Below are 18,431 nucleotides of genomic sequence, written 5' to 3'. Positions count from 1 at the left end.
AGATGTCGAGGACAAGGCTGAAGTCGCCCCGCCTTGGCCGGCAGCGACTGCTTATGACCCCAAAGCTGACATCACCCCTCTGGTATCTCGGCCGCGCGCATTCCCTCATACAATTGCTCAGCTGCTGCACCGTGCGACGCGGTCGGTCGCCCGACCGCGCCATAGGTTGCGGTGGCGTCGCCCGGCCACTGTCAGATCGTCACGCGGCTGCCGTCGAAGCGCGTAAAGGAGAAGCCGTCGAAGGATTCGCGCAAGGTCATGCGCTCGTCTCGCAGCATGCCGATAGCCACTTCCTCGCCGATCGCCATTGAGGCGGAAGCGTCGGAACGCCAGTGGATGCCCGCCCAATTCCGTCCGAAACCGAAATTCACCGCGAGCTTGTTCAACTCTCCGCCGACCGTGAGCGGCGGGCCGCTATAGGGCACGAGCTTCGTCGGGTCAGCCGGATCGGGCTGCACCGGGTTGGTGATGACGCGGCTCTCGTCGAAAAACGCCTTCAATATGGTCGCCGTGACGGCACCAACGCTCGTGGCCCCGCCGGGATAGGTGGAGTGGAAGGGCGCGCCCTCCGGATAGGTTTGCGACAACAGATAAGTGCCGTACTTGGCCTTGCTGCGAGTGAGGGCTTCCGATTTCAGGAAATCATCATGCAGCGGGTAGTCGCTCACGCCATTGGCGAGGCGATGATGCGCCAGAGCGCCGTAGGCTTCCGGTCGCACAGCCCGGTGCACGAAATACTTCTGCCAATAGGACGCGCGGACGGAGTTACTGATCCCTGTGGCGAGTAGTGCCTGCACATACATCAACCCGAAGGTGCCACCCGCAGGGACCTGGGTTTTCGATTTCCGATACGGGTTCGAGGGGTAGGATACGGGCTCTGCCGGTGGAAAGATCCCGGAGTACCGTTTGTCCGCCCCGCCACCGGGTGTCGCAAGGATCAGCGCTGCCGCCCACCCAAGTGCAGGACCCGTGTGGATATACTCCGCGAGATCTCTCCCTGTCGTGATGTATCGCGGTGTCGCGTCGAACTGCAACTGGCGTTTCGGTGCGGCGCCGTTCTGGATCGCCAGCCACTCCTCGTAGTCGGTCAGGAATTCATTGGCGGGCGACACGGTGCGAACTTGGGCACTGATCCACTGCGCGGCATAGGGCGCGTCCCGGAGCAGGAACTGCGAGATCACCGGGCCGTCCAAAACGCCTGGAGGCGTGACGGAGCGGCCCTTCGGGTCACCTGTGTCGAAATAAAGCGCATTGGCGCGGAACAGCGTACCGGGTGTGACCCGCCCGCCAGCTTTCGGTCCCCGGAAATCGGCAAGCTTGCTGAGTTCCTCGGTTGCTGCAATCACGTCGCGATTGGATGTGTCGTCGCGCAACTCGGTCAGCGGAACATCACGAAGCAGGGCTTGCCAATAGACCTCGACCGCCTCGCCGGCGCGCTCCGCACTTGCAAGGGCCGGCGTCGGCGGTATCGCAATCTGAGTAGGGTTGATGCCGCTGAGACTGACGGCCAGTGTGCCCAAGGGATTGACCAGCTTGCGAGTGCCGCCGAGCCGGACTTTCTCGAAATCCGCGGGCTCGCCCGACTGGCAAGCGGCATAAAGCGTTTGCCATGCCTCTGGTTCAACTTCGCCGCGCTTGTCGTGCGGCAGGCCCCGAGAATCGGAACCGATCTTGTTGGTGTAGCGCGCCTCATCGCCATTCGTCGGATGGGGCGCGATGGGCATTTTCTCGTTGTTGCCCGCGCAGACCCCCCGGACTTCGAAGGCGCGACTCTTGAACGCTGCGTCGAGCGGTCGCGGGTCCGCGCTCGCAGGCTGCGCCACCGCCGGGGCGATTCCGGGCATGCCCGGCGGAGACGCAAGCACGGCGGCGCCAACCGCGATGCCGGCCCCGCCAAGCAGCGCGCGGCGAGTGACGGCGGTGGTCGACCGAGCCGGTGATGCCAGGTCGGTTTCAATCGAAATGGTGGGGTGGTTGGCCATGGAGATCTCCTCCGTCGCAGGCGCCGCTCTGGGGCCTGCGTTCTTCCCTTGTCAGGATTCTTTTTCTTTTCAGGATTCTAATGACATCAGCGTTGTTCGGGTCACCTCTTCTCCGGGCATCGCTTGCGCAATCGCCCGCCCTGCAGCGCGGACTGCCGGATTTCGGTTATGGCACTGCTCCAAAAGGTACGGCCGTGAGGGGGTGGTAAGCCCCATTCACGTCTTCCGGACTGTGTCAGCAGAAAAGTGACCGCTGCATGCGAGGGAGCTACGAATCTCGTCTTCGATGCCGCTCGACATGGCGAGCGGTGAATTTCCGCTCAGAGGTGAGTCCTCGAGAAAAGGAAAAGGTTCATCAAAAAGACGCTCTGTTCGAAATGAGTTTCAGTCCTTGAAGCGCGAAAGTCTCGACCACTCCGCTTGACGAGTTCGTGAGGGCACGCCCCGAGCTGGCTGAGCGAAAATTCACGACCGAAAACGATCAAGGCTAAAGGTGAAATGCAGGCGAAGCGAGACGGGGATTTCCGCGCGCCACAAGCCGTCGCCTTCCATCGTGCGCGACGTCGACGCGCGCGAGCAGCTTCGTGCGGTGTCGATTCGCCGGGCTATCGGCGCGGCGGATCGTCTTCACGCAAAAATTGTGGCGGCGCGCGTGATAGCGCGCGCGCCGCAACCGCGTCAGTAATAGCGTTGCTGCGAGAACGCGTAGCGCGGATTGACGCCGCAATAGGCCGATGTGCCGGAGGCGGAGGCCTGGCACTGCTGATAGGTCGCGAACTGGCAGTTGCCGGGATAGCCCCAGATGCGGCCCTGCAGGCAATATCGATCGTTTGCAGGATGCGCCTGGGCTGCCGGGGATGCGACCGCGATCAGCGCTGCGAACGATGCTAGGGTGAGGATGGTGCGACGCATTTCAGTCTCCTTGGAGGAACGATGGGATGAGGAACACCAGCTCAACCTGCGTGTTCCCCGACGTGTCCGACACTTTGTCGTGCTCGTCTTGGTGTCCGCAGAGGGCGACGCGTTCAACATGCGTCTATGATGAAGCAAGCCGCGGCGAGCAATGTGATCTCGGCCACAGTTCGCCACCGGCTTCCGACTTATCGTCAGCGCACTTGTCGTGAGCGGACTTGTCATGAGCAGACTTGCCGTCAGCAGACTTGCACGCGCCACTCCCGGAGGCTTACGCTTTTTCTCATTCGGGTCAGCTCACTTTTTTTGGAGGTTCTGATGCAAAGGTCATATTTGCTGGCTGCGACAGCAGCGCTGGCGCTTCTTGCGCAATCATCGCTCGCGCTGGCGCAGAACGCACCGGCCGCCGGCGGGACCGCGGCGCCTGCTGCGACAACCACTGCGCCGGCTGCGACGACCACGCCGGGCGCCACCACCGATACCAGCCAGCCATCCGACTCCAAGAAGAGCGCAGCGAAAAAGCCGGCGAAGAAGAAGATGACCCGGCAGCAGGAGATCGATCATTCGATCGACACCGGCACCGTGCCCGCGCGCTACCGCAGCTCGGTGCCGAAGCAGTACCAGCAATATATTCCGTTCGAGAAGCGGTGACGGATCGCACGGCGGCGCGACGGGATCAGACCTCGCGCCGCTGCGGCCCATCCTTCGAGACCCCCGCTTCCAGCGGGCCCTCAGGATGAGGGCGGAGTAGCGGCAGCAATTTCGGCGGCACCGGTGCTGCTTAGCCTCATCCTGAGGAGACCGCAAAGCGGTCGTCTCGAAGGACGAGGCGCGCACGAAGACCGTCGCCGAGAAGCGAAATACCTTCGTTGTCCACGGGGGAGGCGGTCAGGCTGATCCGACCATACATCCATTGTGGCGATCTGCCGGAGCGGTGCTAAAGTAAGCCAAGGTCGAGGGGAGTGCCGGGGGACGTAATGAGCGACGACGTGAAGGATGCTGGCCTCGTGGCCATGATCAGCAGCATCCTGGGAGGCAACAAGCGCGCAGACATCGCTGCTCCGCCGCCGCTCACCGAGGTTCCACCGACGGCCCCGACGCATGGATTCGAGCCGGTCGCGGCGCCCGCCCCCGACGCGGCACCGGTCAAGCCCGATCCCGCTTCCGATACCGCACCCGCTGCAACCAAGCCGGCCGAACCGCCCGTGAAGATCGCCACGACGCCGGACGGCAGGAAATTGCTGCCGGCGGAAGCGATTGCCGATCTCGTGCTCGGCGAGCTCCGCAAGATCGAGGATTTTCCAGCGAGCGGCGCTTCCGTGACGGTCTACGGCTACCGGCACTGGAACGCGATGATCACCTTCGCGCCGTTCTCGACCTCGTTCCAGAACGCGACGCGGTTCCGCCAGGCGATGCCGGATCTCGTCGTCAAGCTCCGTCGTTTCGTCGCACTTGAGATATAATCCGGGCTAACGGCGGCGCACGGCGCCGCGACCTAAAGCATGATCCGGAAAAGTGCGAAGCGGTTTTCCGGAAAGATCATGCGTAAACAGCAACCTAAAGCGCGATGACGATGCATCCAAATCTCATCGCGCTTTAGACAGTTCGACAGGATATTGAATTGAGCGTCGCCTTTACCAAGGAAGAAAGCGCCGAGACCGCGTCCGAGACGCTGTTGCCGGATCGCCCGATCTCGCCCCATCCGAACCTCGTGACGGAGGCCGGCCTGCAGGCACTGCAGACGCAGCTTCAACAAGCGCGCGAGGCCTATGAGGCCGCGCAAGCCATCGACGACGTCAACGAGAAGCGCCGGCAGTCGGCCGTCCCGTTGCGCGACGCCCGCTATCTGACGGAGCGGCTGCGCACGGCGCAGGTGATGCCCGATCCTGCCACGACCGACGTCGTCGCCTTCGGCAGCACGGTGACCTTCAGCCGCCACGACGGCCGCGTGCAGACCTACCGCATCGTCGGCGAGGACGAGGGCGATCCGAAGGCCGGCTCGATCTCGTTCGTCTCGCCGGTGGCGAGATCGCTGATGGGGAAGGCGGTGGGGGATGTCGTGGGAGCGGGCGCGCAGGAGATCGAGATTGTATCGATCGCCTAGGATGGTCCCCGCAATGTCCGCGAAGCAAGGCCCGATGGCCGGATGAGACGGTTTCTGTCGGGAGCGTTGCCGTTCTACGCGCTGGCGGGCCTCGCCATGTGCATGTACCTCGTCCTGTACAGGACGGATCTCTTCGACTTGAATGCCGTCGTCCGGAGTGCGACCGGTTCATGGTGGTTTCCGGCCTTCATGTTCGTCTGCGTGCTGCTGGAGTCGGTCTTCCCGTATTTCGGCTATTTTCCCGGAACCGCCCTCATCCTGATGTCCATGGCGCTCAGTCCCAAGTCCGCGGATGTCCCCGTTTTCATCATGGCGTGGCTGGCCATCATCGTGGGCGCCGTGCTGAGTTACGGACAGGCGCGTTTCTTCAGACCGCTGTTGCAGCGGGTCGCCTCAAAAGCGGCACTGAGCCGATGCGAGTCCCTCCTCGACACCTACGGTCCTTACGCGCGCGTCGCCTTGTTCGTTCACCCCAACGCTTGCGCAATGTACTTTACGGCACTCGGACTTCTCGGCGGAAGCCTGACGCGGGAGCTCGCCCATCTGTGCGTGGGCGCAGCGGCCTCCGTGGGCATTTTGTTCGTCGTCGTGACCAGACTCGTGTCGTCCGTAGGCCCCACCGATGACGGGCAATTGCAGGTGCTGCTGGCGGCAGCGCTGGTCGCGATCGGGACCCTCGTCGGTCTCTATGCGGCCTGGCGGCCGGAGCGGGCGGCTTGAGGCTTGCGTGCGCGTCAACCGACGCGGTATCGCTTTTTACTCCGTTATTGCGAGCGGCTTGTCCGCCATAGCTCGAGGAGCGACGGCGGAAGCGGAGCATGCAAGTTGCGAATCCTGTCCCCGCAGCCAAATATCTGTCTGATATGTGGAGATGAAATGGCCGTCCGCGGGGGGCGGTGTTTTCACTCCACTGGGATCGTCACCTGGTCGCCAGAGGGAATATTGATCCAGGCCTGATTCCCATTAGTCATTCAACGATCGGGCCCTGGCGATTGCCTCCTCAAGGCGTTCGCGTGTAGGAGCTGCCAATCTCTCTACCTGAAGCAAGCGTGCATATATCAACGGTGAATCTTCTTCTTCCAGGGCTTCCCGATTCAAAAGTACGAAATCTGTAAGTTCCGCGAGCGCTATTTCGGAAAGGGGTCGGCGGTGATCGGGGCCATGCGGCGGACGGAATGCGAGGCGGTGCGCGACCGTTCCGGGCATCCAAAGGAATGAGCCCGAAGTTTCTTCTGTTCTATCATAATCCTTCAGATGACGCGCGATCTGCTCGCGAATGCGTGCTCCGGTCCTGAGCCATCCATGAGCGCGTGCGATACGCTGGGCAAGGATGTCTTCGCGGACCGGCGCTTCTGCCTCCATGACAGCCTCGACCATGGACTGCAGGCTTGATCGATAGGAAAACTCGAAGAAGCGCTCGGGATCTACTTTGATGTCAGACAGATCGGCCGCCCGGAAAGTCGCTTCCGAGCGTGCTTCGGCCTCGGTTAGCGAGGCGATTCGCTGTTCTCCGACCGGCACCGGAACAGCGGGCGTCACCGCTATAACGCTGGCCTCGTCTGCGAGACGATCCGCCGCATCGCTGACACTCATATCGTTCGGGGACGTATCGGTGTCATACGGGATGTCGGCTTGGAGGGCACCGTCGATATTCGCAGCGCCTTCGACTTCGGCAGCACCAGCCCGGCTTGCCTCTAGCGCTGTATTCAACGCGTCATCAATGCGTTCAATCGTCTCTGCGGCGTTAAACCACCAGTCTGTCGACCATATCCGCAGGATGTTCCAGCCGAGGCCGCGCAGCACCTGCTCGCGAACCTTGTCGCGGTCGCGCGCTGTAGCCGAGCTGTGATAAGTGGCGCCATCGCATTCGATACCGGCGAGATACAGTCCTGCGTGATCGGGATGGCGGATGCCGAGGTCGATTCGGAAGCCGGAGACGCCAACCTGCGGCACGATCTGCCAGCCACGTGCCTCAAGCGCCGCGGCGACAGCTTGTTCGAACGGCGATTCCATATCGCCAAGCGAACCGGAATCCTGCGCCGGAAGCGCGATCGAGCCACGCGCGGCATAGTCCAGAAACGCCTTGAGATGACGAACGCCGAGCGCCTTGCTGCGATCTAGGTCAATGTCGTCGGCGCGGAGACCGGAGAAGACTTTCAGCTCAGTTCGTGCGCGCGTCACCGCGACATTCAATCGCCGCTCGCCGCCTTCGTTGTTGATGGCGCCGAAGTTCATCGGCAGTTTCCCGGCAGCGTCGCGGCAGAAAGTGATTGAGAAATAGATCACGTCGCGCTCGTCGCCCTGGATGTTCTCGAGGTTTTTGACGATCACCGGTTCGATACGGTCGTCGGAAAAGAACCATTCGAGATCGGGATTGGTGCGCAGTGCGTCGTCGAGCAGATCGAGGATCAGCGCCTGTTGCTGGGCGTTGAAGGTGATCACACCGATGGTCGGTCGCCTTCCTTCCGGCAAAACGAGCCACGATTCCAGCTTCCTGCGGATGTCGGCGGCGATCGCGCGTGCTTCTTCACGATTGGTCCGGCTCTTGCCACGGTCGTAGACGCCGGTCGGCACAAGATTGAGCGAAACGGCGCGGTCGTCCGTCACCGGGCTCGGGAAAGTGACGAGGTGATTGTCGTAATAATGCCAGTTAGAGAATGCGATCAGCGATTCGTGACGGCTTCGGTAATGCCAGCGCAGATGACGAACCGGCAGCCCGGAGGCTTTTGCTTCGTCGAGAATGCTTTCGAGGTCGCGGTCGTGCTCCGGTATGCCGCCGTCGCCGTCGTCGGCGCGGCCGAAGAAGTTGGTCGGTGGCAGCTGCTTGGGGTCACCGACGATGATGGTCTGCTTACCGCGCGCGATGGCGCCAACGGCATCCCAGGTGGCGATCTGGGACGCTTCGTCGAAGATCACGACATCGAACAGCGCCTGATCGGGCGGCAGATATTGCGCGATCGAGAGCGGCGACATCATCACGCAAGGCGCCAGCTTGCTGAATGTCCCCGGCATGGCCGCGACCATCTCTCGGATCGAGCGGCTTGGCCGCTGCAGACCCATCTGATGACGCAGCTGACCGAGCTCCGACTGCCGGGAGACGGCTTCGGAAGACGGCAGGCCGTGCGCCAGCGCGCTGACGATTCGGGCGCTGGCATGGCTGCGTACGAGATCATCAATGGCCCTGAAGTCGATGATGGCGTTTTCGTGCTCGAAGCGCCGAAAATTGCGCAGCTCGGGGCTCTCGTCGATAGCCAACGGCAGCCACCAGCGCGCATAGCCTAGCCGGAATGCCGCAACGCTCCGATCCGGGGGCACTGCGTTGTTCTCGATATCTTCAACCAGGGGACCGAGCCCGCGGGCCATCGCGCGTTTTCGAACCGCGCACCAGGACGACCAGTCGCGAAAGAGCGAGCGCGCTTGCTCGAGATCGTCCATCTGCCGGGCCACGCTGCCGAGGAAGTCGTCGCTTTCGCCGTTGAGTGGCAAACCGGCAATGGCCTCGAATGCGTGGATCGCCTCCTGGAGGTCCTGATAACGTGCCAGATATTCCTTGGCGGCTGACAGCTGCGGTTGGTTGATTTGTCCCTTGAGACCGCCCGCAATACTGGCCGCGACCCTTTGGACGTCGCCGGCAAACTCGCCCAGCTGCACCAGCGAAGTGCGAAGCCGCTCCGCTTTCTGCATGTGGCTGGCCAGCGCCTTGCAGTCCGTATCGAGGCCTGCGAAGCGGAGCGAGGTCTGTGCGACCGCATTGTTGTCAATCGAGCGATGCGTCGCCTGCATTTGGCGAAGCAGCGTTAGGTCGGTGTTCGGGTTGGCTGTCTTGGTTCCGGCATACGATCCGAGCAGGCGCCGGACGCGCCGCGCGGATAGCCAGGACTTAGGCCAGATGGCAGCATTGGCTTCGTGCCAGTCGCGCTCGATATCGGCCAGTGGCATGCGAGCCACGACATCAGGAGCGTAACGTGCGGACAGGCCGGTTTCGTTCTGGCGATAGGTCGCGATTGCGGCATCGAGTTCGGCCAGCGCGCGCGTCAGCATTGCGAAGTCGCGATGCAGGATGACCGTTAGATCCTCGCCTGCCGAGGCGACAAGGTCGCGGGCGAGATCGGCGAAATATCTCAATCCGTCGACGCGGCAGTCGTGCAGGTCTTGAAGACCAAGACGGGGGCTTACCGCAATCAAGGCTGCCTTTGTCGCTGTCGCCGCATGCCTTAGCTCTCGCGCCGCGGCGATCAGCCTTTCCTGCCAGCCATTACTCCATTCGTCGACATGAACGAGGCGCAGGATGGGACGGATCGTGACGGCGGCATATGTTCGTCCAAGACGATCGGCGAGGTCTTCCAACTCGGCATAGCTGGCGGCATCGTGGGTGTCCTTGCTAGGCCACTGAAAGCCCGGCGCATGATCGTCGTGCCCCGATGTGGCGATCCCGATCGCTATGTAAGGCGTCAATTCGTTGGACGATTTGTGGTGCAAGGCGGCGACATATGAATTCAATTCGTCGCGCCGGACTTGCAAGCGGTCGTTGAGCGTGACCCATTGCGATCCGGTCTGCGGGCCGCGCTTCTCCCATGAATTCTTCAACTGATTGAAGAAGTGTTTGCGATCTGCTTTGTTCGAATGCAATTCGAGGCAATGATCGCCGAGGCCGTGCTCGCGCAGACGGCGATGAACGACATCGAGAGCGGCGGTTTTTTCCGCGACGAACAGCACCGTCTTGCGCCCGGCAAGGCACATTGCGATCATGTTGGCGATCGTCTGGCTCTTGCCGGTGCCGGGCGGTCCAACGATCACAAAATCCCGCCCCTGCGCGGCGGCGAGACTAGCTGCGACCTGCGAAGAATCTGCTGGCAGCGGCATGACGAGGTCGGCGCAAGAATAGTTGCGATCGATATCGATCTCGTTGGGGAACGGTTGGTCGGCTCCATCGAATGCGCGCTCGGGATTGTCGATCAGATGCTTGACGACGCGATTCTGCCGCAGCCCTGCGACGCGATCGGTGAGATCCTTCCACATCAGGTATTTGGCGAAAGAAAAGGTCGATAGGGCTATATCGTCAGCAACCTCAAAGCCGGGCACGTCACGCACCGCCCGGCGCATATGCGTCAGCAGCTGTGCGACATCGATGCCATTGTCGTCTGCCGGCAGACCGTCGCGAAAGTCCGGCAGGTTGAGGTCGAAGTCCTTCTTCAGGAATTGCAATAGGGTAGCGTTGAGACGCGGTTCGTCCTCGTGAAACTTGAGGCGAAAGCGATCGGATGCGCCCGATCGCTCAAGCTTGACGGGCAGTAGAAGAATTGGTGCACGATAAACCCGTTGGTCGGTCGGTGTCTTTTTCCATTTGAGAATACCAACGGCGAGAAAGAGCGTATTGGTGCCGCCTTCGGCTAGATCGCTTTTGGCAGAGCGAAAGAGTTCAGTCAGGCGTGCGGACAGGTCCTTGGCATCGAGCATCGACGAGAGTTCGTCGCGCTGCAGCGCCTCCGCAGCAAAGATCTGGTGTAGATCCTGGCCGCGACGCTCGCGGTGTAGCGAGGCATCGCGTTCACCCAGCGGATTCTGTTGCGGAAGGGAAATCAGTTTGATAGCGGCGCCATCCGCCAAACGATCTTCGAGATAGGCGACGTCGGGGCAGACAAACGGAACCGATCGCTTGCCTTCTGTGAAGTTGAGCAGGCGGTTGCGCAGCGACAGATCAAGCAGGCGCGATTGCCAGCGTTCGATGCGGCCCGCTGCGGTGGTCGGCTTCACGTCCACGATGTCGGCCGGCGCGAGAATGTCGGGCTCCGCCGGCAGCGGGATGTCCTCGAATGTGCCGCCATCTTCGGTAGCGGTCGCCACGCGGGCTTCATGAGACGCTAGCGGCATGATGCCCGACGACCGCGATCGGGCGATATCGATTGCGGCTGAGAAGGGCTGCGCAGCGTCATCGCCTAATTTGGCCTCGCCGTTCTTCTTGGCCTGTTCGAACATCATGGGCGGTTTATGCGTGACCCCGGTGGTCTCGAACACCACAAGCTCGCGCGCCGCAATACCCTTGCGTAGCTCGGTGACATCGTCCTCCACCGTCTTGGGGAGCGTACGCTTAACCAGCCAAACGCCGACCAGACTATGCCCATTCAGTAACACGGTCACCGCGTTCAGCCCGACCGCCTCCAGCGCCGCGGCGAAGAGCAATGTAGTATCGAGGCAGGTCGCGATGGTATCTTGAACGATCTTGCTCGGCCCGCGGACTTTTTGCCCGCGTGATTCGAAACTCGCAGGTGGCTCCGCATAATGGAGGCCAAGTCCAGCGACCGCCGAGTAGATGGCTGCTGCCAACATATAAGCGCGCTTTGGATCGTTGCTCTGATAGCCGTCGAGCGCCGACGAATGTCCGTGTGCGGCAAGCCGTTCCGCCGCAGATTTCAGAATGCGGAAGATAGCTGGATCGTTCGGCATGACGAAGGCTGGAAGTAGCTGCGCCATGTCTGACACGCCGCCCCATTCGTCTCGGGCCAGAAGGCGGACCGGAACGACCGTCTCGGTGAGCAATTCTTCGCCTCGGATTAGGCGGAGTTGGATATCGCCGCTCTCGGCTTCGTCGAGGTTCGCGAGATAAGCAGGATCCAGATCGATGCGGCGGTCGGTCAGGGCGATCTCGTCGCCTGCTAGCAACCGGTCGATCGTCCAAGTCTTAGGCCTGAGGAATGGAGGGCTGGCGCTGAACTCAAGCCTGAGGCGCTCGAGTGCATCTGTGGTCGGATTCCGAATGGCGATACTTCTGACAACGGGGAAGGAGTTTTGGTGCGATGCAAACGTAAATTTGGTCGCAAGATCGGCGATCACGGCGATCTTGGGTTCTTCCGGTGTCTCAATCGAAATTTCGTTCGCCGAACCATCCAAGTGTGAGCCGCTCATTGCCCCGCCCAGCCAAGCCTTCAATGAAAACCTTTCTGATATTATAGGCTTGATCGCAAGCTGAGATTCAACTTTTACGAGCTGAAGCACGCTGCGCGCGAAATTGTCGTAACCCGAACAGCGCTAGTGCCACCACGGTCTATCTTCTATTGGGCTCCGATATCGCGGCGAATCGTAGGAAGAGGCCGGCGCGTGTGCCATGCCTCCTCCCGACCATGCCATCATGCCCCTGTTTTGCCCGACGGAGCAAGAAAAATTCGGAAAATTCGTAACCCCTTGATCCGACTGAGGTCGGCTACTGTGCATGGGGTTGTTTTCGACGTTTTTGATTTGGACGGTTCCGAACAGCCGTCAGGCCTGGATGTTCGTCCGCAACCGGCAGGAGTTCAGGAGGATGGATGGTGGGCGCACAAGGGATCGAACCTTGGACCTCTCCCGTGTGAACCACAATCTGTAGACCCGAGCTAACCAAATCCGGCCATAGTTGAGGTGTAAAAACTCCTTAAATTAATGAGAGTTATGGCCTACTGCGGCTATAAGAGCCCATACCTGACCTTACTACATTTTGTATGCCCCCGTTGTGCCCGCCGCGGATATTCCCTTGGGGCACACAAACGGGGGAGGTCTGAGACCCGGTTCTGTTCGAGGCTCACCGCCCTTCTTGCGGGGCACACTGGGGCACAGAGAGAGGGAAGGAATCATGACGGAGCCGGCCAACCAGCTGACACTCACCGATGCGGTGATCCGCAACGCAACGCTGCCGCCGGGTAAGGCGCAGCATTATCTCCACGACGACAAGCTGCCCGGCCTCGCCTTGCGCATGCGCGCCACCGGCGGCCGGACCTGGGTCTACCTCTTCACCAAGCCGGGGGTGAGGGGGACCCAGCGCAAGACCCTCGGCGCGTGGCCCAAATATAATGAGAAGGCCGCCCGCAAGGCCGCCACCATCGCCGCAGGCGAAGTCGTCAAGGGCTTGGACCCGAACGACGCGAAGCGCGAGGCGAGGCGGCAACAGGCAGCCGAGAAGCAGCGCACCACGCTCGCGACCCTCATTGTTGAAGATGGTCCTTACCAGACGTCTATGACCGAACGTCAAGTCGTCAACTGGAAGCCAGCAATGTCGGCGCTGCGGCGCGGGCTCAAGGATCACGCCGAGAGCGGCGTGGGGGACCTGACGCGACGGCAGATCATGGCTGCGGTCGATAAGATTGCCAAGACCGGCAAGCGTGGTGCAGCCAAGGACTTGCGCAAGCACGTGCATACTTTGCTCGAATGGTGCGTCGGTGAGGGCTATGTCGAGCACAACGTGCTCGCCGGCTATCGCGCGCCCAAGGAAACCCGCGCGCAAAGGGTCGGACGCCGAACGAAGGGCCGCGCGCTGACCGATGAGGAAATCATCAAAGTCTGGGATGCATCCGGCAAGCTCGGGGCTTTTGGTCTCCTGGCTCGCATGTGCCTGCTCGGTGGCCCGCGCCGCAGCGAGCCTACCATGATCGAGTGGCGAAAGCACATCATGGATGACCGTATCACCTTCGATGCGGCGTGGACCAAGATGGGCCTGCACCACGACGTGCCGCGCACCCACCTCGCAAACGAGGTGCTCGCGGCCGCCAAACACTTCCAGCGCGCAACGTCCGACTATGTCTTCCCGTCACCAAAGACCGGCGGCCAGATGTCCGGGTTCACCAAGATGGTCAACCGCCTGGTCAAGGAAGCGGGTGTTGCCAAGTTTACCATGCATGACCTAAGGCGCAGCTTACGAACCGTCATGTCTCGCTGCGGCTACGACAACGAAATCCAGCGGCTGTGTGTCGGGCAAAGGCCAAGCGGAATCGATCAGGTCTACAATCACGACGAACAGTGGATCATCCGCAAAATGGCGTTCGAAGCGGCTCACGACTACATTGCGGAGTTGGTCGGCGCGAAACGGGTCGGCAAAATCGTGCGCCTGCAGCGGACGAATCCGCTTGACCCGATCAAGGCCGAGCTCCTCGGCCGTCTCCGTGAGCATTATGCGGCTGAGGCATCTTAGTGGTCTTATCGCACTTGGCCAGATAGTCGCGTACCGCATCGACACGATAGAGGGGGCGGCCATCGACGTAGCGCCATTTCAGCGGGTGGCTCGGATTGCGCCGCCACTGCTCCAACGCGCCGGGCGTACGCCGGATGACCGCGGCCGCCTCAAATGCCGTCAAATTAGAGCTGCCCGGCAGCGTATCGATATCGAACGTCGCGGGCGGCGGCATGCCACGGTTCTTGCGACGGCGATTCGCCCGCGGTATTTTGCTGGAACCTGCCGACCCAAATGCCTCGATCCCAATCTTTTCGTCTTTGCCGCGCATGCCTCCGCCCCGAACCATGATCGGTCTGGGCAATAAGATCGTAGGCTGCTCCGGCAAGAAAGAAACCAAGTGCGCAGGTATGGTTGCTGGGTAGCTGTGGCGTACAAATAGGACGAACCGGTTCCAGCCCGGCAGACCTTCGGCCTCATAACCTGAAGGTCATAGGTTCAAATCTATCCCCGCAACCAAATTTCTGATGTAATACAACGGGTTGGGCGAAAGCCTAACCCTTTAATTTTTCGTAAATGGCCTAGCACGCGCCTAGCACAAAATTCGACTTTTTGGTTCCCTGCGCTAAAATGCACGTGGAGGTGCATGATGGCCAGGCACGAGCTTCTAGGTGGTCTGATTCAGGTATACCGGCGAAACGGCCGGTATTGGCACTGTTCGGCCTCCATCGACGGCCGCCAACACCGCAGCACGACCGGAGAGGAAGATCTCTCCCTCGCCAAGCAGTTTGCGGAGGACTCGTTTATCGGTCTTCGTGGGAAGGCGCGGGAGGGGCTGTTGGTGAATGAGAAGACCTTTCGCCAAGCCGCTGACCAATTCCTGAAAGAGTATGAGGTGATCACCGAGGGCCAGCGCAGCGAGCGCTGGGTCCAGGGTTACGAGATCAGGCTTCGCCTGCACCTGTTGCCGTTCTTCAGGCAAGGTGCAGGAATATCGCCTACACCGGATCGCAACGTCTAAGACCGGCAAGGCGCCCGCGCGCAGCACTATCCACGACGAGGTCGTGACGTTGCGGCAGGTGTTGAAGACTGCCATTCGCCATGAATGGCTCGCGCGCCTGCCGGACTTCTCTCCTCCTTATAAGACTTCGGGGAAGGTGGTGCATCGGCCGTGGTTCAGCCCCGAGGAATACAAGCAGCTCTACGAAACCACGCGGGCGCACGCGAAGGCCAGCCAGATCCACCACCGTTGGAGTGCCGAGCAATTGCATGATTACGTCCTGTTCTTGGCCAACACCGGCTTGCGGCCGGATGAGGCCAAGAACCTCCAGCATCGCGACGTGACCATTGTTGAGGACGAACGTAGCGGCGAGCGCATCCTGGAAATCGAGGTGCGCGGCAAGCGGGGCGTCGGCTACTGCAAGAGCATGCCGAGCGCGGTGCGACCCCTATGAGCGGCTGCTAGTCATCTGGAACGCAAGTTCGTCACATTAGTTGATAGCTCGAATCTTTGTAGAGGAGAGCGCTTGTGGGGAATGCAGGAGTGAGAGGCCGGCCGATCGCGTCGTTAGTGCTCAGTCCGCAGGAGCGCACGTACCTAGAGAGGCAAGTTCGTCGTCATCGTGTTGCACGGTCGCTATCTGAGCGATGCCGCGCGATCCTGCGATGTGCGGATGGCCTGCCAAGCAAGTCTGTGGCTGCCGAACTCGGCATCCATGAACACACCGTTGGCAAGTGGCGCCGTCGATTTTTGAAGGATCGCTGTGATGGCCTGCTTGACGAAGCCCGCCCTGGCCGCCCTCGCACCATCGATGACGATCAGGTTGCTGAGGTAATCGAGCGGACATTGCGTACGACGCCGGCCGACGCGACGCACTGGTCGATCCGCTCGATGGCTGCGGAAACTGGCTTTTCCCACACCACGATCCGCCGAATGTGGTCGGCGTTCGGCTTGCAGCCGCACCGTAGCCAGACATTCAAGTTGTCGAGCGATCCGCTGTTCGTCGACAAGGTACGCGACATCGTCGGCCTTTACCTGTCCCCGCCGAACCGAGCCCTTGTCCTCAGTATCGATGAGAAAAGCCAGATTCAGGCACTCGATCGCGAGCAGCCGGTCTTGCCTATGATGCCCGGCATACCGGAGCGTCGTACGCACAGCTATGTGCGGCATGGTACGACCACGCTGTTTGCCGCGCTCGATGTCGCCTCGGGGTTCGTCATCGGCAAATGCTACAAGCGCCACCGGGCAGTCGAGTTCTTGAAGTTTTTAAAAGAGATCGATGCTCAAGTTCCTGAAGGCCTCGATGTCCATATCGTCATGGACAACTATGCCACCCACAAGACACCCAGGATCAAAGCGTGGCTCGCCCGTCGGCCGCATTATCATGTCCACTTCACGCCGACTTCCGCGTCATGGATCAATCAGGTCGAACGTTGGTTCGCTGAGCTCACCCGAAAGCAGATCCAGCGAGGTGTTCACACCTCCGTCAGGCAGCTCGAGGCTGACATCCGTACCTTCATCGACCTGCACAACAAAAATCCCAAGCCCTTCAAATGGACCAAGTCCGCAGACCAGATTTTGGCTTCCGTCAAACGCTTCTGCCACAAAGCCCAGCAAACTTTATGTGGCGAACTTTAGATTCACGTGACTAGGCCGCGCGAAATACGTGAAGCAGGGCAGAGCGCGGGTGCTGGCGAAGCTGCCGCCCTCTAACGAGCCGCCGCAGTTGCCCAAGCCGACCGACCACGTGTTTCCGGGCAATCACATCAAGATGTTCAATGCCCTGCTTGATAGGAGCGAGTTGAAGCTGGATCGGGATGGCAATCGGCGGACCGCATACAGCCTGCGGCATACCTACATCTGCATGCGCCTGATGGAAGGGGCGGACAGCTACTAGATAGCGAAGAACTGCCGAACCTCAGTGGAGATGATCGAGAAGTTCTATGCGGCGCACATCAAGAACAGGCTCGATGCTTCCGCCATCAATGTGCGTCAGGCCAAGCCCGCTCCTCGCAGGCAGTTGAGTGAGGTCTTCTGCTTTTGTCGCCTTGTAGACCCTTCTGGACCAAGATCGGCGCGCGGCCTGGCAACAGGACGGCAAGGGCTTCAACATCCAGTTGAGCTGCCTGCCATTGAACGGCCGCCTCGTGGTTCGCGAACCCAAGGCCGACGCGGAGGCGGGGCAATGAGCCCAGCCGCCACGCGGGGCTACGACGTCGGCTTCAAAAGCTGGATGACATACGAAACCCTCGTGCTCGCCAGCAGCGAGCACGAGGCCATCGCCAAGGGCAAGGCCATTTACGGCCTCGCCGGCCTCGGCGATTTTTCGTTCAGCGATTGCGGCGAAGGACTGGCTCGCCTAGGTTCATGAGCCGGAGGCGCATTCATGAACGTCGTCCTCAAGCCGGGTACGCGTTGACGATAGATCTCCGACATATTCATCCGAAGTCGATGGCAGCAGCGCGACGCCTGCCGCATTCAGGCGGTTGCCTCAGCTTCCGGCAGCAGGAGCCAAGCTCAAGACGATTGCTCAGAAAACCGCCTCTGTGCAAGACAATGGGTCCCTGTACGCGCAATAAGAGGAAACCGCGCTGTGACACTCTCTCTTGACGGCGAAATTCGAGACGGACGGCATTACATGCAGGTCCGCGTCTATTTCGAAGATACCGATTCCGGCCAGATTGTTTATCACGCGAATTTTTTGCGTTTCATGGAACGTGGCAGAACGAATTACTTGCGCCTGCTCGGCACCAATCAGCAAGCGCTGCTCGAGGAAACGCGGAACGATGCGCCGGGCTTCGCCTTCGTTGTCCGTTCGATGACAATCGATTTTCTAAAACCGGCAGTCTTGGACGACCTGCTTGACATTGTCACGGTCCCGCAAGAGGTGAGAGGCGCGTCGATTGCCTTGCTGCAGGAGTGCAGGCGCGGGGGTGATCTCTTGGTCTCGGCGCGTGTACGGGTCGCGTTTATCTCAGGCGGAAAAGCGCAGCGCATCCCAAAGGCTCTGAGGCTTGCTATGGAAGAGCACAGATAAATCTGCCTTTCGTTCACGCTTTAACGCTCCAGCGACCCAATGAAATCAATGCGTTGGCCTTTTGTTGCGATATCGTCAAGTCAGAGTTTTCCGGCATCGTCTATCACGCCAACTATCTGCGCTACATGGAGCGCGGGCGGACCAATCATCTCAGGCTGATGGGCGCCGAGCAGCAGGCGCTGTTTGACCAGCCGGAGACGGAAGGCGCCGGTTTCGCTTTCGTCGTGCGCTCGATGCATCTCGACTTCCTCAAGCCCGCGCGGATGGACGACGTGCTCGACGTCGTGACCTGGCCGATCGCGGTGAAGGGCGCCTCCATCATGCTGGCGCAGGAGGTCAGGCGGGCTGAGGACGTTCTGGTCAAGGCCGAGGTGCGGGTCGCCTTCATCAGCGGCGGCCGCGCCCAGCCGATCCCGAAATCGATCCGCGCCTTGATGAAGGCCGATCTGGTTTCGTGATCGTCCGATAGGGCATGGCCTCTC

The 18,431-nt window shown here is 60.9% G+C and carries 16 protein-coding genes; 12 read left to right on the top strand and 4 right to left on the bottom strand.

What is annotated here, in order from left to right:
- Positions 1-191: 191 nt before the first annotated feature.
- Together ACVJ19_RS05480 and ACVJ19_RS05475 are read right to left on the bottom strand one after the other, a co-directional pair.
- Complete coding sequence (locus ACVJ19_RS05480) at positions 192-1,982, bottom strand: vanadium-dependent haloperoxidase (protein ID WP_453949923.1); 1,791 nt, start codon at positions 1,980-1,982, stop codon at positions 192-194.
- Between the two features lie 678 nt (positions 1,983-2,660).
- The gene (locus ACVJ19_RS05475) at positions 2,661-2,894 is read right to left on the bottom strand and encodes a DUF3551 domain-containing protein (RefSeq protein ID WP_283023831.1); all 234 of its coding nucleotides are present in this window, start codon (positions 2,892-2,894) and stop codon (positions 2,661-2,663) included.
- A gap of 318 nt (positions 2,895-3,212) precedes the next feature.
- Between ACVJ19_RS05475 and ACVJ19_RS05470 the strand changes: the two genes are divergently transcribed.
- The 4 genes from ACVJ19_RS05470 to ACVJ19_RS05455 all read left to right on the top strand — a co-directional run bounded on the left by ACVJ19_RS05470 (position 3,213) and on the right by ACVJ19_RS05455 (position 5,718).
- A complete protein-coding gene (locus ACVJ19_RS05470; RefSeq protein WP_453949924.1) occupies positions 3,213-3,545 on the top strand; it encodes a hypothetical protein in 333 nt (110 codons plus the stop codon).
- A gap of 326 nt (positions 3,546-3,871) precedes the next feature.
- On the top strand, positions 3,872-4,357 hold the full coding sequence (locus tag ACVJ19_RS05465) for a hypothetical protein (protein ID WP_453949925.1): 486 nt from the start codon (positions 3,872-3,874) through the stop codon (positions 4,355-4,357).
- A gap of 158 nt (positions 4,358-4,515) precedes the next feature.
- Positions 4,516-4,998, top strand: a complete 483-nt coding sequence (greA, locus tag ACVJ19_RS05460; protein WP_453949926.1) for a transcription elongation factor GreA — start codon at positions 4,516-4,518, stop codon at positions 4,996-4,998.
- Positions 4,999-5,040: 42 nt separating this feature from the next.
- Entirely contained in the window at positions 5,041-5,718 is a 678-nt protein-coding gene (locus ACVJ19_RS05455) for a hypothetical protein (protein WP_453949927.1), read from the top strand.
- A gap of 243 nt (positions 5,719-5,961) precedes the next feature.
- On the opposite strand, the gene ACVJ19_RS05450 is transcribed toward ACVJ19_RS05455, so the two are convergent.
- Positions 5,962-11,901, bottom strand: coding sequence for a DUF3320 domain-containing protein (locus tag ACVJ19_RS05450; RefSeq protein ID WP_453955140.1), 5,940 nt, complete (start codon positions 11,899-11,901; stop codon positions 5,962-5,964).
- 700 nt (positions 11,902-12,601) lie between these two features.
- Between ACVJ19_RS05450 and ACVJ19_RS05445 the strand changes: the two genes are divergently transcribed.
- Positions 12,602-13,933 carry a tyrosine-type recombinase/integrase gene (locus ACVJ19_RS05445; RefSeq protein WP_014492323.1) on the top strand — a complete coding sequence of 444 codons (1,332 nt, stop codon included), beginning with the start codon at positions 12,602-12,604 and terminating at the stop codon, positions 13,931-13,933.
- Here the strand turns inward: ACVJ19_RS05445 and ACVJ19_RS05440 are convergent.
- Positions 13,878-14,243 (bottom strand): hypothetical protein, encoded by a 366-nt coding sequence (locus ACVJ19_RS05440; protein ID WP_014492324.1) that lies wholly within the window; start codon positions 14,241-14,243, stop codon positions 13,878-13,880. The two genes, ACVJ19_RS05445 and ACVJ19_RS05440, sit on opposite strands and share 56 nt — an antisense overlap.
- Positions 14,244-14,561: 318 nt before the next feature.
- Between ACVJ19_RS05440 and ACVJ19_RS05435 the strand changes: the two genes are divergently transcribed.
- The 7 genes from ACVJ19_RS05435 (at position 14,562) to ACVJ19_RS05405 (ending at position 18,407) form a co-directional block, all read left to right on the top strand.
- Positions 14,562-14,933, top strand: coding sequence for a hypothetical protein (locus ACVJ19_RS05435; RefSeq protein ID WP_014492325.1), 372 nt, complete (start codon positions 14,562-14,564; stop codon positions 14,931-14,933).
- Complete coding sequence (locus ACVJ19_RS05430; protein ID WP_354269432.1) at positions 14,896-15,366, top strand: hypothetical protein; 471 nt, start codon at positions 14,896-14,898, stop codon at positions 15,364-15,366. Before ACVJ19_RS05435 ends, ACVJ19_RS05430 begins: the two co-directional genes overlap by 38 nt.
- Positions 15,367-15,440: 74 nt before the next feature.
- Positions 15,441-16,550 (top strand): IS630 family transposase, encoded by a 1,110-nt coding sequence (locus ACVJ19_RS05425; RefSeq protein ID WP_354268734.1) that lies wholly within the window; start codon positions 15,441-15,443, stop codon positions 16,548-16,550.
- A gap of 49 nt (positions 16,551-16,599) precedes the next feature.
- Positions 16,600-16,809 (top strand): hypothetical protein, encoded by a 210-nt coding sequence (locus tag ACVJ19_RS05420; RefSeq protein ID WP_014492327.1) that lies wholly within the window; start codon positions 16,600-16,602, stop codon positions 16,807-16,809.
- Positions 16,810-17,097: 288 nt separating this feature from the next.
- Entirely contained in the window at positions 17,098-17,283 is a 186-nt protein-coding gene (locus ACVJ19_RS05415) for a hypothetical protein (RefSeq protein ID WP_018641664.1), read from the top strand.
- 222 nt (positions 17,284-17,505) lie between these two features.
- Positions 17,506-17,949, top strand: coding sequence for a tol-pal system-associated acyl-CoA thioesterase (gene ybgC, locus ACVJ19_RS05410; protein ID WP_011089947.1), 444 nt, complete (start codon positions 17,506-17,508; stop codon positions 17,947-17,949).
- Between the two features lie 53 nt (positions 17,950-18,002).
- Positions 18,003-18,407: a YbgC/FadM family acyl-CoA thioesterase gene (locus ACVJ19_RS05405; protein ID WP_453949928.1), complete on the top strand. Its 405-nt coding sequence runs from the start codon at positions 18,003-18,005 to the stop codon at positions 18,405-18,407.
- Positions 18,408-18,431: the final 24 nt, after the last annotated feature.

This window comes from Bradyrhizobium sp. USDA 376 (genome assembly GCF_054063675.1).
Note: the sequence above shows the minus strand (reverse complement) of the source record. Positions and strands in the feature narration are given on the sequence as shown.

What these genes read in the sequence shown, in the direction of transcription:
- ACVJ19_RS05470 (WP_453949924.1), top strand. Translation starts at nt 3,213, where the DNA reads ATGCAAAGGTCATATTTGCTGGCTGCGACAGCAGCGCTGGCGCTTCTT.
- ACVJ19_RS05450 (WP_453955140.1), bottom strand. Translation starts at nt 11,901, where the DNA reads ATGAGCGGCTCACACTTGGATGGTTCGGCGAACGAAATTTCGATTGAG.
- ACVJ19_RS05445 (WP_014492323.1), top strand. Translation starts at nt 12,602, where the DNA reads ATGACGGAGCCGGCCAACCAGCTGACACTCACCGATGCGGTGATCCGC.
- ACVJ19_RS05465 (WP_453949925.1), top strand. Translation starts at nt 3,872, where the DNA reads ATGAGCGACGACGTGAAGGATGCTGGCCTCGTGGCCATGATCAGCAGC.
- ACVJ19_RS05415 (WP_018641664.1), top strand. Translation starts at nt 17,098, where the DNA reads ATGAGCCCAGCCGCCACGCGGGGCTACGACGTCGGCTTCAAAAGCTGG.
- ACVJ19_RS05480 (WP_453949923.1), bottom strand. Translation starts at nt 1,982, where the DNA reads ATGGCCAACCACCCCACCATTTCGATTGAAACCGACCTGGCATCACCG.
- ACVJ19_RS05435 (WP_014492325.1), top strand. Translation starts at nt 14,562, where the DNA reads ATGGCCAGGCACGAGCTTCTAGGTGGTCTGATTCAGGTATACCGGCGA.
- ACVJ19_RS05440 (WP_014492324.1), bottom strand. Translation starts at nt 14,243, where the DNA reads ATGCGCGGCAAAGACGAAAAGATTGGGATCGAGGCATTTGGGTCGGCA.
- ACVJ19_RS05475 (WP_283023831.1), bottom strand. Translation starts at nt 2,894, where the DNA reads ATGCGTCGCACCATCCTCACCCTAGCATCGTTCGCAGCGCTGATCGCG.
- ACVJ19_RS05455 (WP_453949927.1), top strand. Translation starts at nt 5,041, where the DNA reads ATGAGACGGTTTCTGTCGGGAGCGTTGCCGTTCTACGCGCTGGCGGGC.